The 19,701-nt window shown below is 67.5% G+C and carries 7 protein-coding genes; 4 read left to right on the forward strand and 3 right to left on the reverse strand.

Features of this window, described 5'->3' with window-relative positions; translation table 11 throughout:
- Together KVG96_RS05865 and KVG96_RS05870 are read right to left on the reverse strand one after the other, a co-directional pair.
- Positions 1 to 870, reverse strand: coding sequence for an SDR family oxidoreductase (locus KVG96_RS05865; protein ID WP_217891188.1), 870 nt, complete (start codon positions 868 to 870; stop codon positions 1 to 3).
- 11 nt (positions 871 to 881) lie between these two features.
- Entirely contained in the window at positions 882 to 2,681 is a 1,800-nt protein-coding gene (locus KVG96_RS05870) for an acyclic terpene utilization AtuA family protein (RefSeq protein WP_225927217.1), read from the reverse strand.
- A 184-nt stretch (positions 2,682 to 2,865) separates the two neighbouring features.
- Here KVG96_RS05870 and KVG96_RS05875 point away from each other — a divergent pair, with 184 nt between their 5' ends.
- The 3 genes from KVG96_RS05875 to KVG96_RS05885 all read left to right on the forward strand — a co-directional run bounded on the left by KVG96_RS05875 (position 2,866) and on the right by KVG96_RS05885 (position 5,476).
- Positions 2,866 to 3,489 carry a TetR/AcrR family transcriptional regulator gene (locus KVG96_RS05875; protein ID WP_217891189.1) on the forward strand — a complete coding sequence of 208 codons (624 nt, stop codon included), beginning with the start codon at positions 2,866 to 2,868 and terminating at the stop codon, positions 3,487 to 3,489.
- A gap of 91 nt (positions 3,490 to 3,580) precedes the next feature.
- Positions 3,581 to 4,375, forward strand: coding sequence for a substrate-binding periplasmic protein (locus tag KVG96_RS05880; RefSeq protein WP_217891190.1), 795 nt, complete (start codon positions 3,581 to 3,583; stop codon positions 4,373 to 4,375).
- Between the two features lie 87 nt (positions 4,376 to 4,462).
- Positions 4,463 to 5,476, forward strand: a complete 1,014-nt coding sequence (locus tag KVG96_RS05885; RefSeq protein ID WP_217891191.1) for a GNAT family N-acetyltransferase — start codon at positions 4,463 to 4,465, stop codon at positions 5,474 to 5,476.
- A gap of 202 nt (positions 5,477 to 5,678) precedes the next feature.
- Here KVG96_RS05885 and KVG96_RS05890 read toward each other — a convergent pair whose 3' ends face one another.
- A complete protein-coding gene (locus tag KVG96_RS05890; RefSeq protein ID WP_217891192.1) occupies positions 5,679 to 6,227 on the reverse strand; it encodes an RNA polymerase factor sigma-70 in 549 nt (182 codons plus the stop codon).
- Between the two features lie 379 nt (positions 6,228 to 6,606).
- On the opposite strand from KVG96_RS05890, the gene KVG96_RS05895 reads away from it, so the two are divergent.
- A complete protein-coding gene (locus tag KVG96_RS05895) occupies positions 6,607 to 19,605 on the forward strand; it encodes a non-ribosomal peptide synthetase (protein ID WP_217891193.1) in 12,999 nt (4,332 codons plus the stop codon).
- Positions 19,606 to 19,701 lie beyond the last annotated feature (96 nt).

Here is a 19,701-nt window from a genome sequence, read left to right on the forward strand (position 1 = left end):
TTATTCCTTGTCCTTGAGCACGTCGGGCAGGCAGGCGCGGTGGAAGCCGTTGAACGGTTCGCTGTGGCTTGCCTTGTGCAGCGGCCAGGCGCGGTTGCCGAGGCTGGCGGCGCCGTCGATGCGCACGGTGCTGCCGCTGATGAACGCGGCGGCCGGGCTCAACAGGAACACGATCGCGGCGCTGACCTCGGATTCGGTGCCGATGCGTTTGAGCGGCACGTGTTCGCGCAGGGTCGGGATCACGGCCTTGAACGCACCTTCATAGGTGTCCATGCCGCTGGAGGCGATCCAGCCCGGCGCCACGGCGTTGACCCGCACGCCGGCGCAGCCCCATTCGAAGGCGGCGGTCTTGGTGAAGTTCTCCATGCCCGAACGCGCAGCGCCGGAATGGCCCATGCCGGGCATGCCGCCCCACATGTCGGCGAGCATGTTGACGATGCTGCCGCCGTGTTTGCCCATCGACTGGTTGAACACTTCCCGGGCCATCAGGAAGCCGCCGACCAGGTTGGTGCGCAGCACGGTCTCAAAGCCTTTCTGACTGATCGAAGCCAGCGGCGACGGGTACTGGCCGCCGGCGTTGTTGACCAGGCCGTGGACCGGCCCATGCTCGCGGATGATTTCGCCGACCGTCGCCTTCACGGCTTCTTCGTCGCGGATGTCGCAGGCTTTCCAGTGCGCGCGGCCGCCGTCCTCGGCGATTTCGGCGGCAACCTTCTGCAGCTTTTCGGGCTTGCGTCCGACCAGCAGCACCGTGGCCCCGAGCGCGGCCAGCTCATGGGCCGTGCAGCGGCCGATGCCGCTGCCGCCGCCGGTGACGATGACCGTCTGGCCGTCGAACAGCCCGGCGTTGAATATCGATCGGTAAGCCATGGCGCCATCCTTTATTCGAATTGTTCGGCGATGCTTTGCGGCACCGGGATCTGGATCTCCAGCAGTTGCTGGGCGAAGGCCTTGCCTTGCGGGTCGATCCGCAGGCTGGCCACGCCACCGCCGCCCAGGGCGTTCTCCAGCAGAAAGTTCAGGCTGTGGGTGCCGGGCAGGTACCAGCGTGCGACCCGCCCGTGGACCGGGTCGAGGACATGGCCCATCCAGTCCACCACCACTGCCGGGGTCAGCGCTTCGGCGATCCACGGCAGGTATTCGGGACGGCGCGGCATCACGCCGATGTTGCTGTGGTCGCCCTTGTCGCCTGCGCGCGCCACGGCCAGTTTCACCAGCGGCACGCTGGCGTCGGCGCGGCCCTGGGGCCTTGGCGGTTCGTGGGGTACGGGCAAGTCATCGCTGCTGAAGGTGGCCGGGGGAGGCAATGCGCAGAGATGGCGTTCGCCGGCGATGTCGACCTGCAGGGTGCAGGCGGCCTTGTCGATCAGGAACGAGAACAACCGGATCAGTGGGTACACCGTCGGCCGTCCGCCGACGATACCGGTCAGCCCCGGCGCCATGCCGGTGGCGGCCTGGGCGATTTCCCGGGAGAACAGCACCAGCGCCTGCTTGTTCGGGTGGCGCACCGCGAGCTTGATCACCACTTCGCGGCTGTCGCGGCGCCGGCCGTGGGGGCCGTAGGTGGCTTCGCTGCCCAGCAGTTCGACGTTGACTTCGCTGTAGGGGCCCCAGCCGCGCTGCTCCAGCATCTGCGTGGTCTTGTCGATGATCGCCTGGCTGACGCGCCGCGCCTTGTCCACCGCATCGAGGCCGGCGATCAGACAACTGGCGGTGCAGCGGAAACCGTCCGGATACGTCGCGCTGACCTTGTACTTGCCGCTGGGCGGCAGGCCCTTGGCGCCGTGCACCCGCACGGCGTTCTTGCCGTGTTGCTGGAGTTTGACCTGGGTGAAGTCGCAGATCACATCGGGCAACAGATAGGCCTGCGGATCGCCGATCTCGTACAGCATCTGTTCGCCGACGGTCAGCGGCGTCACCAGCCCGCCCGAGCCTTCGGGCTTGCTGACGGTGAACTGGCCGTCGGCGCTGACCTCGACGATCGGAAAGCCGATGTGCTCGTAGTCCGGCACCTCGCGCCAGTCGGTGAAGTTGCCGCCGGTGCACTGGGCGCCGCATTCGATGATGTGCCCGGCGAGGGCGGCCTGGGCCAGCCGGTCGTAGTCGTGCCACGACCAGCCGAACCCGTGCACCAGCGCCGCGCTGACCACGGCGCTGTCGACCACCCGTCCGGTGATGACGATGTCGGCGCCCAGGCGCAGGGCCTCGACGATGCCCGGCGCGCCGAGGTAAGCATTGGTCGAGACGCACAGGGGCGGCAGCGGGGCGCCGCTGAACATCTCGGTGATGCCTTGGGCGCCGAGCCCTTTGAACTGCGGTTGCAGGTCATCGCCCAGCAGCACGGCGATCTTCAGGTTCACGCCGGCCCGGTCGCAGGCGGCCTGCAGCGCGGCGGCGCATGCGGTGGGGTTGACCCCGCCGGCGTTGCTGATGACGCGGATGCGCTGCTGCGCCAACTGCGGCAAGAGCGGGGTGAGGATATCGATGAAGTCGCCGGCGAATCCGGCCTGGGGGTCTTTCAGGCGGGCGCCGGCCATGATGGACATGGTGATTTCGGCCAGGTAATCGAACACCAGGTAGTCCAGGCGTCCGCCCTTGACCAGTTGCTCGGCGGCGGTCGAGGTGTCGCCCCAGAAGGCGCTGGCGCATCCGATGCGGATAGCGGTGGGCACGGTTGGCATCGTTGTCTCCGACTCAGGAACCTGCGACAGAAGTGCGTCGAGGCTACCAAGCAAGCGCTTGGTTTGTAAACAGCGGGATCATCTTCCGCCCAAGCGCTTGCTTGGGCGCGGCCGGCGGCTTAAATTGCCCGCGCAACCCTGCGTTTCCGGGCGCAGCAGACTGATCGACTGTAGGAGAGAACGGGTGGACGAGCAAAAAGCCCTGGGGGTCATGCGTGAACTGGTCGAGGCAGGCCAGTTGACCGATCCGGACAGCGCCCGCGGCAAGCTGCTGCAAGTGGCGGCCCACCTGTTTCGCAACAAGGGCTACGAACGCACCACCGTGCGCGACCTGGCCGGCGCCGTGGGCATCCAGTCGGGCAGCATCTTCCATCACTTCAAGAGCAAGGACGAAATCCTGCGGGCGGTGATGGAAGAGACCATCCGCTACAACACCGCCCTGATGCGCGCCTCGCTGGCCGAGGCCGGCAACGTGCGGGAGCGGGTGCTGGCGCTGATCCGCTGCGAACTCCAGTCCATCATGGGCGGCAGCGGCGAGGCCATGGCGGTGCTGGTCTATGAATGGCGCTCGCTGTCGGACGAAGGCCAGGCCCGGGTGCTGGCCCTGCGCGACATCTACGAGGCCCTCTGGCTGCAGGTGCTGGGCGAAGCCAAGGCGGCCGGGTTCATCCGCGGCGACGTGTTCGTAACCCGACGTTTTCTCACGGGGGCGTTGTCGTGGACCACCACCTGGTTCCGCGAAGGCGGCAGCCTGAGCCTGGATCAGTTGGCCGAAGAGGCCTTGATTCTGGTGCTCGAAGAGCGCTGAGCGCTTTCTATGGGGCCGGGAAACTGGCTAACTGGGCGAAAACGCCTAGTTTGAATGCAGGGAACGTTTCTTTTTCGGGGAGTGGGGTGATTTGAAGTCTTTGCCAGTTCGCAAGGCCGCCGGGTTTCTGCTCGCAGCGCTCGCGTGTTCGGTGCTGCCGGTTCAGGCGGCGCAATTGGTGCGGGTGGGCGCTGCGCACTTTCCGCCGTACACCATCCGCCCGGAGAACGGCGCCGACACCGGCCTGCTTCCGCAACTGGTCGAAGCGCTGAACCGCTTGCAGGGCGACTACCAGTTCGTCCTGGTGCCGACGTCGATTCCCCGGCGCTTCGGCGATTTCGAGCAAGGCCGGATCGACATGGCCATCTTCGAGAACCCCGAGTGGGGCTGGAAGGACATTCCCCACACCAGCGTCGACATGGGCCTGGAGGACGCCGAGATTTTCGTCGCCCAGCAGGCGCCCGGCCGGCAGCAGAACTACTTCGCCGACCTCGGCGGCAAGCGTTTGGCGCTGTACAGCGGCTACCACTACGAATTCGCCAACTTCAATGCCGACCCCAAGTACCTGGCGCAGAACTACAACGCCACGCTGACCTACTCCCACGACAGCAACCTGCTGATGGTGCTGCGCGGGCGTGCCGACATCGCGCTGGTCACCCGTTCCTACCTCAGCGATTACCTGCTGCGCAACGAGAAGGTGCGCGGCGAGCTGCTGGTGTCGCAGCGCATCGACCAGATCTACCACCACTACGCCATCCTGCGTCCGGTCGCGCCGATCACCGGTGAGGCGTTCGGCAAGCTGCTGCAAGGGCTGCGCGACAACGGGGAGATGCTGAAGATCTTCGATCCGTACAAGATCGCCGTGGTGCCGGTGCCTCACCCATGACCCGCAGGTTTTCGCGTCCGGCCTAAATTTCCTGCCCCGGCTCACGTCCCATCGTTGAACTGTCGACGATTACCGTGAGCCCGACCCATGTCCAATCTGAATGATCTGGTTGCCTTGGCCTTGCCTTCGGGCAGCCAATTGATAGCCGATGCCACCGAAAGCCGTCTGAGCCTGAGCCTGGACGGACAACCCTTGATCCGCCTGCGCGTCGACATCGAGCTGCAGGGGCCGATCCGGATCGACGAGCGCTTTGCGCTGCCGCTGGGGCAAGCGTTGTGGGCGGCCTGCTATTGGCTGTTCGCCCGCGACCCGGCGCGCCGTCAACTGACCTGGCAACTGGAGCAACCGCCGACCGAGGCCTTGCTCAGCGGCCTGCTGGTGGCCACCGAGACCGCCGGCGAATACCGCTGCGAACGCACGCTGTTCTGGCAATTGCCGCAGCCTTGGCTGGGCGCGTCGATGACCGGCGGCTACCCGCAGCAAATGGTCATCAGCCAAGGCAAGCGCCATCCGCTTCGTCCGCCCAAGCCCCGCGGCGAAGTCTACCGGCGCTTCGATGCGCGTCTCGGCGCGTGGATTTCCTTGCGCACCGTGGAGATCGAGCAGGATCTGGCGCGCTTCAACCGCTGGCAGAACAACCCGCGGGTGGCCAGCTTCTGGCAGGAGGAGGGTACGCTTGAACAGCACCGCGAGTACCTGACCAAACTCGATGCCGACCCGCACACCCTGACCCTGATCGGTTGCTTCGACGACCAGCCGTTCGCCTACTTCGAGGCCTATTGGGCCAAGGAAGACCGGATCGCGCCTTTCTACGATGCGGACAACTACGACCGCGGCATCCACATGCTGGTCGGCGAGGAAAACCACCGCGGGCCGCACAAGGTGGCGAGCTGGTTGTCGGCGCTGGTGCATTACCTGTTCCTGGACGATCCGCGCACCCAGCGGGTGGTCGCCGAGCCGCGCGCCGACAACGCGAAGATGATCGGCCACATGCACAACCAGTGCTTCCACTGCGAAAAGGAATTCGATTTCCCGCACAAGCGTGCGGCGCTGATGATTCTGGGGCGTGAGCGGTTCTTCGACAGGTGCTCGTTGGCGTGAGGGGCGGGGCCCGGGATTGCCGGGCCTGGCATTGCCGCTGCCGCAGGTGGGCGCAATCCCTGCGGGAGCAGCGGCTGTGTGTGGCGTCCTTGGTGACGCCATTGCCGGCAGGCCGGCTCTCGCAGGGATCTTGGGTGAATGCGGAATCGGCCGCCGATGCAGCGATGCCTGACCGCAGGTTTTCGCGGGCAGGCTTGTGCGGTCAGCCGCGGGCGGCCATGGCGGTGCGGCTACCCGACACTTTGCGGCAGTGCACCAGGGCGTCGCGGATCATGAAGTTGACCAGGGTCGGCGAAACGCCCAGTTCCTTGGCGATGTCCTTCTGCGGCACGCCGTGCAGGCGGTACATCTCGAAGGCGTAGCGGGTGCGGCTGGGCAGCTCGGTCAGCGCATCGGCGATGTTTTCAAGGGTCGAGAAGTTGATGTGCGAGGTTTCCGGCGAAGCGCCCTGGATGACCACGTTCAGTCCTTCCTCTTCGGGGCCGGCGTACTTCTGCTCCAGCGCCTGCTTGCGGTAGTGGTCGATGGCCAGGTTGCGCACGATCTGGAACAGATAACTCAATTGCGCCTTGATCGACGACGTGATCGGCGGCGCCGACTGCAGTCGGAAGAACGCATCCTGCACCACATCTTCGGCACGTGACCGGCAGCCGGTGATCCGGGCTGCAATCTTGACCAGGATCAGTCGGTTGTCGACGAAGGCCTGAAGTAGCGGTGAATCGCACCTGCTTGTGGATACTTGTTCCGTCATGGAAATCACCTTGCTGCCAATAGGTTAGTGGGACGCCTGGGGACGGGGCCGTCCTACACATCGAGCGACAAATTATGTTGAATGATAATGATTGTCAATTGAGAAAGAGAACTAATGATCCATGACGGTGCAAACCGAGAACTGCGACACACCGCCGCAGCGGTTGCCCCTCTCCCGGCCCCATTGGGGTTCCAGCCTGCCGACTAATTATTTCAAGACGTCATCCGTTCTCATTGGTGAATGGTTCCGGGTACGCAGCCCCGGCCACACAGCATTCCCATGCCTTGCGCGGTCGGCACAGACCGCGCCCTGCACGCCCTCGCCGGGCGTGACGCAGAACCCGATTCCACTAGCAAGCCGAATTCAGGCAGGAAACCTCATGACCGACGCGTTCGAACTCCCCAGCACCCTGGTCCAAGCCCTTCAGCGCCGGGCGGCCCTGACGCCGGACCGGCTGGCCTTGCGCTTTCTCGCTGAATCCGAGGAGCAGGCCGTGGTGCTCAGCTATGCCGAGCTCGACCGGCGCGCGCGCACGATCGCGGCGGCGCTGCAGGCCGAGGCCGGGTTCGGCGAGCGGGCGGTGCTGTTGTTTCCCAGCGGCCCGGATTACGTCGCGGCGTTCTTCGGCTGCCTGTACGCCGGCGTCATCGCCGTGCCGGCCTATCCGCCGGAGTCTGCCAAGCGCCATCACCAGGAACGCCTGCTGTCGATCATCGCCGACGCCGAGCCGCGCCTGCTGCTGACCAGCGCCGGCCTGCGCGACGCCTTGCAGCAGATCGAAGGCGCGCCGCCGCTGCTGTGCGTCGACACCCTCGACGACACGCTGGCCGAACGCTGGGTCGGGCCGGCGTTGCCTGGCGACCACATCGCCTTCCTGCAATACACCTCCGGCTCCACCGCGCTGCCCAAGGGCGTGCAGGTCAGCCACGGCAACCTGGTGGCCAACGAATTGCTGATCCGCCACGGCTTCGGCATCGACGTGAACCCGGACGACGTGATCGTCAGCTGGCTGCCGCTGTACCACGACATGGGCCTGATCGGTGGCCTGCTGCAGCCGATCTTCAGCGGCGTGCCGTGCATCCTGATGTCGCCGGCGTATTTCCTCGGCCGTCCGCTGCGCTGGCTCGAAGCGATCAGCCAGTACGGCGGCACCATCAGCGGCGGCCCGGACTTCGCCTACCGGCTGTGCAGCGAGCGGGTCAGCGAATCGGCGCTGGAGCGTCTGGACCTGAGCCGCTGGCGCGTGGCGTACTCCGGTTCCGAGCCGATCCGCCTGGACACCCTGGAACGTTTCGCCGAGAAATTCACCGCCTGCGGCTTCAGCGAGGACAGCTTCATGGCGTCCTACGGCTTGGCCGAAGCGACCCTGTTCGTCGCCGGCACGCCGCGTGGCCAGGGCATTGCGGCCCTGCGCGTGGACGACGCGGCACTGGCGCAGAACCGCGCCGAACCGGGCGAGGGCAGCCCGGTCATGAGCTGCGGCATCAGCCAGCCGCAGCATGCGGTGCTGATCGTCGATCCGGTCACCATGCAAGAGCTGCCCGACAACGCCGTCGGCGAAGTCTGGGCGGCCGGGCCGAGCATCGCCCACGGCTACTGGCGCAACCCCGAGGCCACCGCCAAGACCTTCGTCCAGCACGCCGGGCAGACCTGGCTGCGTACCGGCGACCTGGGTTTTTTCCGCGAGGGTGAGCTGTTCATCACCGGCCGTTTGAAAGACATGCTGATCGTGCGCGGCCACAACCTGTACCCGCAGGACATCGAGAAGACCGTCGAGAACGAAGTGGAAGTGGTGCGCAAGGGCCGCGTGGCGGCGTTCGCGGTCACTCGGAACGGCGAGGAGGGCATCGGCATCGCGGCGGAGATCAGCCGCAGCGTGCAGAAGATCCTGCCGCCGGAGGCGCTGATCAAAGCGATCCGCCAGGCGGTGGCCGAGGCCTATCAAGAAGCGCCGAGCGTGGTGGTGCTGCTCAATCCGGGCGCGTTGCCTAAGACCTCCAGCGGCAAGCTGCAACGCTCGGCGTGCCGCAACCGCTTGGCCGACGGCAGCCTCGACAGCTATGCGGTGTTCCCGTGCGCGACCGCAGAGAGTCAGGCAGCGGTTGCCTCGGCCTCTGAGCTTGAGGCACGCATCGGCCAGATCTGGGCCGAACACCTGAACGTCAAACAGGTCAACGCCGACGACCATTTCTTCCTGCTCGGCGGCAACTCCATCGCCGCGGCCCAGGTGATCGCCAAGGTACGCGAAGCGCTGGGCCTGGAGCTCAACCTGCGCCTGCTGTTCGAAGCGCCGACCCTGAGCGCGTTCGCCGCCGCCGTGGCGCAGCAGCAACAGGACGGCGGCAGCGCCCAGGGCGACATCACCGCGTTGCCGCTTCATGAAGCGTTGCCGCAGTCCCTGGCGCAGAACCGTCTGTGGATCACCTGGCAACTGGATCCGCACAGCAGCGCCTACAACATTCCCGGCGGCCTGCGCCTGCGCGGCGAACTCGATGAAGACGCCCTGAGCGCCAGCTTCCAGCAACTGATCGAGCGCCACGAATCCCTGCGCACCCGCTTCTTCGAACGCGACGGCGTGGCCCTGCAGCAGGTGCTGCCTGCCGGCGGGTTCGAGCTGCAGCGGATCGACCTCAGCGACCTGCCGGCCGCCGAGCGCGAAGCCCGCGCGCAGCAAATCCGCGAAGACGAGGCGCGCACCCAGTTCGACCTGGAAAAGGGCCCGCTGCTGTGGGTGACCCTGATCCGCCTCGACGATGAAGACCACCAACTGCTGGTGACGATGCACCACATCATCGCCGACGGCTGGTCGCTGAACGTGCTGATCGACGAGTTCTCGCGCCTGTACGCCGCCGCGTCCCAAGGCCAGCGGGCGGAGCTGGCGCCGTTGCCCACCCGCTACGCCGACTACGGCAGCTGGCAGCGCCAATGGCTGGCCCAGGGCGAAGGCGAGCGGCAACTGGCCTATTGGAAAGCGCAGTTGGGAGACGAGCAGCCGACCCTGGAGCTGGCCACCGACCATCCGCGCTCGGCCCGTCAGGCCGGCAGCGCCGCACGCCACACCGTGCGGCTGAGCGTCAGTCTCAGCGAGGCGGTGCGCAACGCCGCGCAGGCCAATGCCGCCACACCGTTCATGCTGTTGCTGTCGGCGTTCCAGAGCCTGCTGCACCGCTACAGCGGCCAGTGCGACATCCGCATCGGCGTGCCCAACGCCAACCGTCCGCGCCTGGAGACCCAAGGCCTGATCGGCTTCTTCATCAACACCCAGGTGCTGCGCGCCGAGCTGGATCCGCGCCTGCCGTTCAGCGAACTGCTGGCCCGCACCCGTGAGGCGGCGCTCGGCGCCCAGGCCCACCAGGACCTGCCGTTCGAGCAACTGCTCGAAGCCTTCCCAAAGGCCCGCGAGCAAGGCCTGTTCCAGGTCATGTTCAACCATCAGCAACGCGACCTGAGCGCACTCAAGCGCCTGCCGGGCCTGCTCGCCGAAGAGCTGCCGTGGCACAGCCGCGAGGCCAAGTTCGACCTGCAGCTGCACAGCGAGGAAGACCGCAACGGGCGCCTGACCCTGTCGTTCGACTACGCCGACGAACTGTTCGACCTCGCCACCGTCGAGCGCCTGGCGGAGCATTTCACCCGCCTGCTGGCCGATGCCTGCGAGCGCCCGCAAGCCGCCATCGGCGACCTGCAACTGCTGACGGCCCACGAACTGTCGCGCCAGGATGGCTGGAGCACCGCGCCGTGCGCCGCCGCGCAGCAGTGGCTGCCGGAACTGCTCAACGAACAGGTGCGGCAGACCCCGGAGCGCACCGCGCTGATGTGGGACGGCGGCAGCCTCGACCTCGCCGAACTGCACACCCGCGCCAACCGCCTGGCCCATTACCTGCGCGACAAGGGCGTCGGCCCGGACGTCTGCGTGGCTATCGCCGCCGAACGTTCGCCGCAGCTGCTGATCGGCCTGCTGGCGATCATCAAGGCCGGCGGCGCCTACGTGCCGCTGGATCCGGACTACCCCGCCGAACGCCTGGCCTACATGCTGGCCGACAGCGGCGTCGGGCTGCTGCTGACCCAGACCGCGTTGCTCGACCGCCTGCCGGCCAGCGACGGCGTCAGCGTCATCGCCATGGACAGCCTGCACCTGGACACCTGGCCGAGCCAGGCGCCGGGCCTGCACCTGCACGGCGACAACCTTGCCTACGTGATCTACACCTCCGGCTCCACCGGCCAGCCCAAAGGCGTGGGCAACACCCATGCCGCCCTGGCCGAGCGTCTGCAATGGATGCAGGCCACCTATCGCCTGAACGATGCCGACGTGCTGATGCAAAAGGCGCCGATCAGTTTCGACGTGTCGGTGTGGGAATGCTTCTGGCCGCTGATCACCGGCGCACGCCTGCTGATCGCCGGCCCCGGCGAGCATCGCGATCCGCACCGCATCGCCGAACTGGTGCAGCAGTACGGCGTGACCACGCTGCACTTCGTGCCGCCGCTGCTGTCGCTGTTCATCGACGAACCCCTGAGCGCCGAATGCACCAGCCTGCGCCGGGTGTTCTCCGGCGGCGAAGCGCTGCCGGCGGAACTGCGCAACCGCGTGTTGGCGCAACTGCCGGCGGTGCAACTGCACAACCGCTACGGCCCGACCGAAACCGCCATCAACGTCACCCACTGGCATTGCAGCGAGGCCGACGGCGAGCGTTCGCCGATCGGCCGCCCGCTGGGCAACGTGATCTGCCGGGTGCTCGACAGCGACCTCAATCCGGTGCCGGCCGGGGTGCCGGGTGAGCTGTGCATCAGCGGCATCGGCCTGGCCCGCGGCTACCTCGGGCGGCCGGCGCTGACCGCCGAACGTTTCGTGGTCGATCCGATGGGCGAGCAGGGCGCACGCCTGTACCGCACCGGCGACCGGGCACGCTGGACGAACGCCGGCGTGATCGAATACCTCGGCCGTCTCGATCAGCAGGTCAAGCTGCGGGGCTTCCGGGTCGAGCCGCAAGAGATCGAAGCGCGCCTGCTGGCGCAGGACGGCGTCGCCCAGGCTGCCGTACTGGTGCGCGACACCGCCGCCGGCCCGCAACTGATCGGCTACTTCACCGCCGGCGACGCCAGCGAGGAGCAGGAGGCGCAAATCGCCCGCCTGAAGGCCGCGCTGGCTGCCGAATTGCCGGAATACATGGTGCCGGCGCAGTTGATGCGCCTGGACGAAATGCCGCTGAGCCCCAGCGGCAAGCTCGACCGCCGTGCCTTGCCCGAACCGCAGTGGCAGGTGCGCGAGCACGTCGAACCGGTCAGCGACCTGGAACGCCAGATCGCCGCAATCTGGCGGGCGGTGCTGGGCCTGTCGCAGGTCGGTCTGCGCGATGACTTCTTCGCCCTCGGCGGCCATTCGCTGCTGGCCACCCAGATCATTTCCCGCACCCGCCAGGCCTGCGACGTCGAACTGCCGCTGCGGGCGCTGTTCGAACACAGCGAACTCGGCGATTTCGCCGAGCAGATCCGCTTGATCCAGACCAGCGGTCGCACCAACAAGCAGCCGCCGATCGACAAGGTCGACCGCAGCCGGCCGGTGCCGCTGTCCTATTCGCAGCAGCGCATGTGGTTCCTCTGGCAGATGGAGCCGGACAGCCCGGCGTACAACGTCGGCGGCATGGCGCGCCTGCGCGGGGTGCTGGATGTCGGGCGCTTCGAAGCGGCGCTGCAGGCGCTGATCCTGCGTCACGAAACCCTGCGCACCACGTTCCCGAGCGTCGATGGCGTGGCCCGTCAGCAGGTGCATGCCCAAACCGGTCTGCGCATGGACTGGAAGGATTTCTCCAGGCACCCGGCCGAAGTCCGCGAGCAGAAGGTCCAGCAACTGGCCGATGAAGAGGCACACCTGCCGTTCGACCTGGAAACCGGTCCGCTGCTGCGCGCCTGCCTGGTCAAGACCGCCGAGCAGGAGCACTACTTCGTCCTGACCCTGCACCACATCGTCACCGAAGGCTGGGCGATGGACATCTTCGCCCGGGAGATCAGCGCGCTGTACGAAGCGTTCGTCGATGACCGCGACTCGCCGCTGGAACCGCTGCCGGTGCAGTACCTCGACTACAGCGTCTGGCAGCGCCAGTGGCTGGAGTCCGGCGAACGCCAGCGTCAGCTCGACTACTGGACCGCGCAGCTGGGCCGCGAACACCCGCTGCTGGAACTGCCGGGCGACCGTCCGCGTCCGCCGGTGCAGAGCCACCGGGGCGAACTGTTCCGCTTCGACCTGAGCGATGACCTCGCCGCCCGGGTGCGTGCCTTCAATGCGCAGAACGGCCTGACCCTGTTCATGACCATGACCGCCGCGCTGGCCGCCTTGCTCTACCGCTACAGCGGCCAGACCGACCTGCGCATCGGCGCGCCGGTGGCCAACCGCATCCGCCCGGAAAGCGAAGGGCTGATCGGCGCGTTCCTCAACACCCAGGTGCTGCGCTGCCAGCTCGACGGGCGGATGACGGTGGGCGAGCTGTTCGACCATGTGCGTCACACCGTGATCGAGGGCCAGTCCCACCAGGACCTGCCGTTCGACCATCTGGTGGAGGCCTTGCAGCCGCCGCGCAGCGCCGCCTACAACCCGCTGTTCCAGGTGATGTGCAACGTGCAGCGCTGGGAATTCCAGCAGACCCGCACCCTGGCCGGCATGACCGTCGAGTACCTGGTCAACGACGCGCGGGCGACCAAGTTCGACCTCAACCTGGAAGTCACCGACCTCGACCACCGTCTGGGCTGCTGCCTGACCTACAGCACCGACCTGTTCGACGAGCCGACCATCGCCCGCATGGCCGGGCATTGGCGCAACCTGCTGGAGGCGCTGATCGCCGACCCGCAGCGGCCCCTGAGCGAACTGCCGCTGCTGGACGCGCCGGAGCGCCAGCGCCTGCTCGACAGCCTCGGCGTCGAGGCCGGCGAGCGCCGTCTCGACCAGTGCATCCATCACCTGTTCGCCGAACAGGCGCTGGCGCGCAAGGACGCGCCGGCCCTGACCTTCGCCGGGCAGACCCTGAGCTACGCCGAACTCGACGCCCGCGCCAACCGTCTGGCCTGGGCGCTGCGCGAACGCGGCGTCGGCCCGCAGGTGCGCGTCGGCCTGGCGCTCGAGCGTTCGCTGGAAATGGTCATCGGCCTGCTGGCGATCCTCAAGGCCGGCGGCGCCTATGTGCCGCTGGATCCGGAATACCCGCTCGACCGCCTGCATTACATGATCGAGGACAGCGGCGTCGGCCTGCTGCTCAGCGACCGGGCGATGTTCGCCGCCCTGGGCCAACTGCCGCCGAACGTGGCGCGCTGGTGCCTGGAGGACGACAGCGCTGCGCTGGCCGGCCAGCCGTCCGGCGAGCTGCCGTTCATCAGCCTGGCGCAGCATCAGGCGTACTTGATCTACACCTCGGGCTCCACCGGCAAGCCGAAAGGCGTGGTGGTGTCCCACGGTGAGATCGCCATGCATTGCCAGGCCGTGATCGAACGCTTCGGCATGCGTCCGGACGATTGCGAACTGCACTTCTACTCGATCAACTTCGACGCCGCCACCGAGCGTCTGCTGGCGCCGCTGCTCAGCGGCGCCCACGTGGTGCTGCGTGCCCAGGGGCAATGGGACGCCGAGGAAATCTGCGGCCTGATCCGCACCCATCGCATCAGCATCCTCGGTTTCACCCCGAGCTACGGCAGCCAGTTGGCGCAGTGGCTGGCGACGCAAAGCCAGACCCTGCCGGTGCGCATGATCATCACCGGCGGCGAAGCGCTGACCGGCGAGCACCTGCAGCGGATCCGCGCCGCGTTCAAGCCGAGCCTGTTCTTCAACGCCTACGGCCCCACCGAAACCGTGGTCATGCCGCTGGCGAGCCTGGCGCCCGAGGTGCTGGAGGAGGGGGCCGGCAGCGTGCCGATCGGCAGCGTGGTCGGCGACCGCGTCGCCTACATCCTTGACGCCGACCTGGCGCTGGTGCCGCAAGGCGCGACAGGCGAGCTGTATGTCGGCGGAGCCGGCCTGGCGGTGGGTTATCACGAGCGGGCGGGCATCACGTCCGAACGCTTCGTGGCGGATCCGTTCGCCGCCGACGGCGCACGCATGTACCGCACCGGCGACCTGGTGCGCCAGCGCGCCGACGGCCTGGTGGAGTACATGGGCCGGATCGACCATCAAGTGAAGATCCGCGGCTTCCGCATCGAGCTGGGGGAAATCGAAACCCGTCTGCTGGACCACGAGGCGATCCGCGAAGCCGTGGTGCTGGCGCTGGACGCGCCGAGCGGCAAGCAATTGGTCGGCTACCTCGTCACCGAGGTGGCCGACCAGGACGAGACGCACCAGGCCGCACTGCGCGAAGCGCTCAAGGCGCACCTCAAGGCGCAACTGCCGGACTACATGGTGCCGACTCACCTGATCTTGCTGGCCAGCATGCCGCTGACCGCCAACGGCAAGCTCGACCGACGCGCCTTGCCGGCGCCGGACCCTGCGCTCAACCGCCAGGACTACGTGGCGCCGAGCAACGAGCTGGAGCAGACCCTGGCGCAGATCTGGTGCGAGGTGCTCAACGTTGCGCAGGTCGGCCTCAACGACAACTTCTTCGAACTGGGCGGCGACTCGATCCTGTCGATCCAGGTGGTCAGCCGCGCACGGCAGCAGGGCATCCATTTCAGCCCGCGCGACCTGTTCCAGCACCAGACGGTGCAGACCCTGGCCGCCGTGGCGAGCCGCAGCGAAACCGTGACCGCCGAGCAAGGGCTGGTGGCGGGCGAATCAGGCCTGACGCCGATCCAGCATTGGTTCTTCGACACGGAAATCACCGAGCGCCAGCACTGGAACCAGGCGTTGCTGCTGGCGCCTGCCGCCGCGCTGGAACCCCATCGCCTGGAGCAGGCGCTGCTGGCGGTGATCGAACAGCACGACGCCCTGCGCCTGCGCTTCACTGAGGGCCATGGCGAATGGCAGGCGAACCATCAGCCGGTGACCGACGCGGCCGTGCTGTGGCAAGTGCGCGTGCCGTCCATGGACACGTGCGCCGCGCTGTTCGCCGACGCCCAGCGCAGCCTCGACCTGGAACACGGGCCGCTGCTGCGTGCGGTGCTGGTGGACGGGCCGGAAGGTCAGCAGCGTCTGTTCATCGCCATCCACCACCTGGTGGTCGATGGGGTGTCGTGGCGTGTGCTGCTTGACGACCTGCAGACCGTGTACCGCCAGCTCGATGCCGGGCAGTCGGTGAACCTGCCGGCCAAGACCAGCGCCTTCAAGGACTGGGCGGCGCGTTTGCAGGCCTATGCCGGCAGCGAATCCCTGCGTGAGGAACTGGGCTGGTGGCAAGCGCAACTGGCAGGTCCTGCGGCCGGGCTGCCGTGCGAGAACCCCGAGGGCGGGCGCCAGAACCGTCACGGGCAAACCGTCAATGTGCAACTGGATGCCGAGCGCACGAAGCAGCTGCTGCAACAGGCGCCGAGCGCCTACCGCACTCAGGTCAACGACCTGCTGCTGACCGCGCTGGCCCGCGTGCTGTGCCGCTGGAGCGGCCAGCCGTCGGCGCTCGTCCAGCTGGAAGGCCACGGCCGCGAACCCCTGTTCGACGACATCGACCTGACCCGCACCGTCGGCTGGTTCACCAGCGCCTACCCGCTGCGCCTGACCCCGCACGGCATCGAAGAGGCGGCCGGACAGGGCGCCTCGATCAAGGCGATCAAGGAGCAATTGCGCGCGGTGCCGCACAAAGGCCTGGGCTACGGCGTGCTGCGCTACCTGGCCGACGGCGCCAGCCGTGACAGCATGGCGGCGCTGCCGAACGCGCCGGTCACCTTCAACTACCTCGGCCAGCTCGACCAGACCCTGGGCAACGACGCACTGTTCCGTCCGCTGGACGAACCGGTGGGCGCCGCCCACGATCCGCAGGCCCCGCTGCCGAACGAGCTGAGCGTCGACGGCCAGGTGTCCGGCGGCGAGTTGCAGCTGCGTTGGACCTTCAGCGCCGAGCGCTACGACCCGCAGACCATCCAGGACCTGGCCGATGCCTACATCGGCGAGCTGCAGAGCCTGATCGGCCACTGCCTGCAAGACGGCGCGGGCGGCCTGACGCCGTCGGACTTCCCGCTGGCGAAACTGACCCAGGCCCAGCTCGACGCGTTGCCGGTGCCGGCGGCGCAGATCGAAGACGTGTACCCGCTGACCCCGATGCAGGAGGGCATGCTGCTGCACACCCTGCTCGAACCGGGCACCGGCCTCTACTACATGCAGGACCGCTACCGCATCAACAGCGAGCTCGACCCCGAGCGTTTCGCCCAGGCGTGGCAAGCGGTGGCAGCCCGTCACGAAGCCTTGCGCGCGTCGTTCTGCTGGAACGTCGGCGAAGACATGCTGCAGGTGATCCACACCCCGGGCCGCACGCCGATCGAGTACCTGGACTGGAGCGCGGTCGCCGACGCCGAGCAGGAGCCGAAACTCCAGGCGCTGCTGAAGGCCGAGCGCGAGGCCGGGTTCGATCTGCTCAACCAGGCGCCGTTCCACCTGCGCCTGATCAAGGTCGGCGCGGCGCGCTACTGGTTCATGATGAGCAACCATCACATCCTGATCGATGCCTGGTGCCGCTCGCTGCTGATGAACGATTTCTTCGAGATCTACACCGCCCTGGGCGAAGGCCGCGAAGCGCAACTGGCCGTGCCGCCGCGCTACCGCGACTACATCGGCTGGCTGCAGCGCCAGAGCCTGGCCGAAGCGCGCCAGTGGTGGCAGCGGAACCTGCAAGGGTTCGAGCGCACCACGCCGATCCCGAGCGACCGGCCGTTCCTGCGTGAACACGCCGGCGAAAGCGGCGGCATGATCGTCGGCGACCGCTACACCCGACTCGATGTGCGGGACGGCGCCCGCCTGCGCGAGCTGGCCCAGGCCCATCAGCTGACCGTCAACACCTTCGCCCAGGCGGCGTGGGCGCTGGTGCTGCGTCGCCTGAGCGGCGACCGCGACGTACTGTTCGGCGTCACCGTGGCCGGCCGTCCGGTGGAGATGCCGCAGATGCAGCGCACCGTGGGGCTGTTCATCAACAGCATCGCGCTGCGGGTGCAGATCCCGGCGGACGACCAGCGCTGCGGCGTGCGCCAGTGGCTCAGCGGCCTGCTCGACAGCAACATGCAACTGCGCGAGTACGAATACCTGCCGCTGGTGAACATCCAGGAACAGAGCGAACTGCCCAAGGGCCAGCCGCTGTTCGACAGCCTGTTCGTGTTCGAGAACGCCCCGGTGGAAGTCTCGGTGCTGGACCGGGCGCAGAGCCTCAACGCCACTTCGGACTCGGGCCGTACCCACACCAACTTCCCGCTGACGGCGGTGTGCTACCCGGGCGACGACCTCGGCCTGCACCTGTCCTACGACCAGCGCTACTTCGACGAGGCGACGGTCGAGCGCATGCTCGGCGAGTTCAAGCGCCTGCTGCTGGCGCTGGTGGACGGTTTCCATGGCGACATGGCCGACCTGCCGCTGCTGGGCGCCGACGAGCAGGACTTCCTGCTGCACGGCTGCAACCAGAGCGCCCACGACTATCCGCTGGAGAAGAGCTACGTCGAACTGTTCGAAGCGCAGGTGGCGGCGCACCCGCAACGCATCGCCGCCAGTTCCCTCGACCAGCGCCAGAGCTACGCCGACCTGAACCTGCGCGCCAACCGTCTCGGCCATGCGCTGGTCGCGGCCGGGGTGCGGATGGACCAGCCGGTGGCGCTGCTGGCTGAGCGTAGCCTTGACCTGCTGGGCATGATCATCGGCAGCTTCAAGGCCGGCGCCGGCTACCTGCCGCTGGATCCGGGCCTGCCGGGCCAACGCCTGCAACGCATCCTGGAGCTGAGCCGGGCGCCGGTGCTGGTGTGCACCGAGGCGTGCCGCGAGCAGGCCCAAGCCTTGCTCGACGAGTTCGGCTGCGCCAACCGTCCGCGTCTGCTGGTGTGGGATGAGATTCAGGCCGGCGGGCAACCGTCGTCCGACCCCGGCATCTACAGCGGCCCGGACAACCTGGCCTACGTGATCTACACCTCAGGCTCCACCGGCCTGCCGAAAGGGGTGATGGTCGAGCAGCGCGGCATGCTCAACAACCAGTTGAGCAAGGTGCCGTACCTGAGCCTGAGCGACGCCGACGTGATCGCCCAGACCGCGTCGCAGAGCTTCGACATTTCGGTCTGGCAGTTCCTCGCCGCGCCGTTGTTCGGCGCGCGGGTGGACATCGTGCCGAACGCCATCGCCCACGATCCGCAAGGCTTGCTGGTGCACGTGCAGCAGCAGGGCATCACCGTGCTGGAAAGCGTGCCGTCGCTGATCCAGGGCATGCTCGCCTCGGATCGCCTGAGCCTGGACGGCCTGCGCTGGATGCTGCCGACCGGCGAGGCGATGCCGCCGGAGCTGGCGCACCAATGGCTGCTGCGCTACCCGGACATCGGTCTGGTGAACGCCTACGGTCCGGCGGAGTGTTCGGACGACGTGGCGTTCTTCCGGGTCGACCTGGCCTCGACACGTGGCAGTTACCTGCCGATCGGCACGCCGACCGACAATAACCTGCTGTACCTGCTCGACGGCGCGCTGGAGCTGGTGCCGTTGGGGGCGGTGGGCGAACTGTGCGTGGCGGGCACCGGGGTCGGACGCGGTTACGTCAGCGATCCGCTGCGCACCGCACCGGTGTTCGTGCCGAACCCGTTCGGCGCGCCGGGCGAGCGGCTGTACCGCACCGGTGACCTGGCCCGCCGTCGCAGCGACGGTGTGCTGGAGTACGTCGGCCGGGTCGACCATCAGGTGAAGATCCGCGGCTACCGGATCGAACTGGGCGAGATCGAGGCGCGTCTGCACGAGCAGCCGGAAGTCCGCGACGGGGCGGTCGGCGTGCAGGAAGGCGCCAACGGCAAGCACCTGGTCGGCTATCTGGTGGCGGCCGATTCGGCCCTCAGCCCGGCCGAACGGCTGGAGCGGATCAAGCAGCGCCTGCGCGCCGAACTGCCGGAGTACATGGTGCCGCTGCACTGGCTGTGGCTGGACCGCCTGCCGCTCAACGCCAACGGCAAGCTCGACCGCAAGGCCTTGCCGGCGCTGGAGATCGGCCAACTGCAGAGCCAGGACTACCTGGCGCCGCGCAGCGAACTGGAGCAGACCCTGGCCGACATCTGGGCCGAGGTGCTGAAGGTGGAGAAGGTGGGCGTGCGCGACAACTTCTTCGAGCTCGGCGGCCATTCGCTGCTGGCCACGCAGATCGCCTCGCGGGTGCAGAAGGCCCTGCAACGGGACGTGCCGCTGCGGGCGATGTTCGAATGCAGCACGGTGGCGGAACTGGCCGAGTACATCGAAGGACTGGTGGCCAACGACATCACCGCGGACAAGGCGGACCGGCTCAACGACCTGATGGCGGAGCTGGAAGGGCTTTAATCTCCGGGGCCGAGCCGGCCCCATCGCCAGCCTGCTGGCGATGCGTCCGGCACCGCAAAACCGTCTTGTGCATTGCCGTACATTTCCAAGGTTGAC

Origin of the sequence: Pseudomonas ekonensis, from assembly GCF_019145435.1 — a bacterium.
Taxonomy (GTDB): domain Bacteria; phylum Pseudomonadota; class Gammaproteobacteria; order Pseudomonadales; family Pseudomonadaceae; genus Aquipseudomonas; species Aquipseudomonas ekonensis.

Excerpts from the sequence above, each read along its gene's own strand:
- KVG96_RS05885 (WP_217891191.1), top strand. The coding sequence starts at position 4,463 with ATGTCCAATCTGAATGATCTGGTTGCCTTGGCCTTGCCTTCGGGCAGC.
- KVG96_RS05890 (WP_217891192.1), bottom strand. The coding sequence starts at position 6,227 with ATGACGGAACAAGTATCCACAAGCAGGTGCGATTCACCGCTACTTCAG.
- KVG96_RS05865 (WP_217891188.1), bottom strand. The coding sequence starts at position 870 with ATGGCTTACCGATCGATATTCAACGCCGGGCTGTTCGACGGCCAGACG.
- KVG96_RS05870 (WP_225927217.1), bottom strand. The coding sequence starts at position 2,681 with ATGCCAACCGTGCCCACCGCTATCCGCATCGGATGCGCCAGCGCCTTC.
- KVG96_RS05895 (WP_217891193.1), top strand. The coding sequence starts at position 6,607 with ATGACCGACGCGTTCGAACTCCCCAGCACCCTGGTCCAAGCCCTTCAG.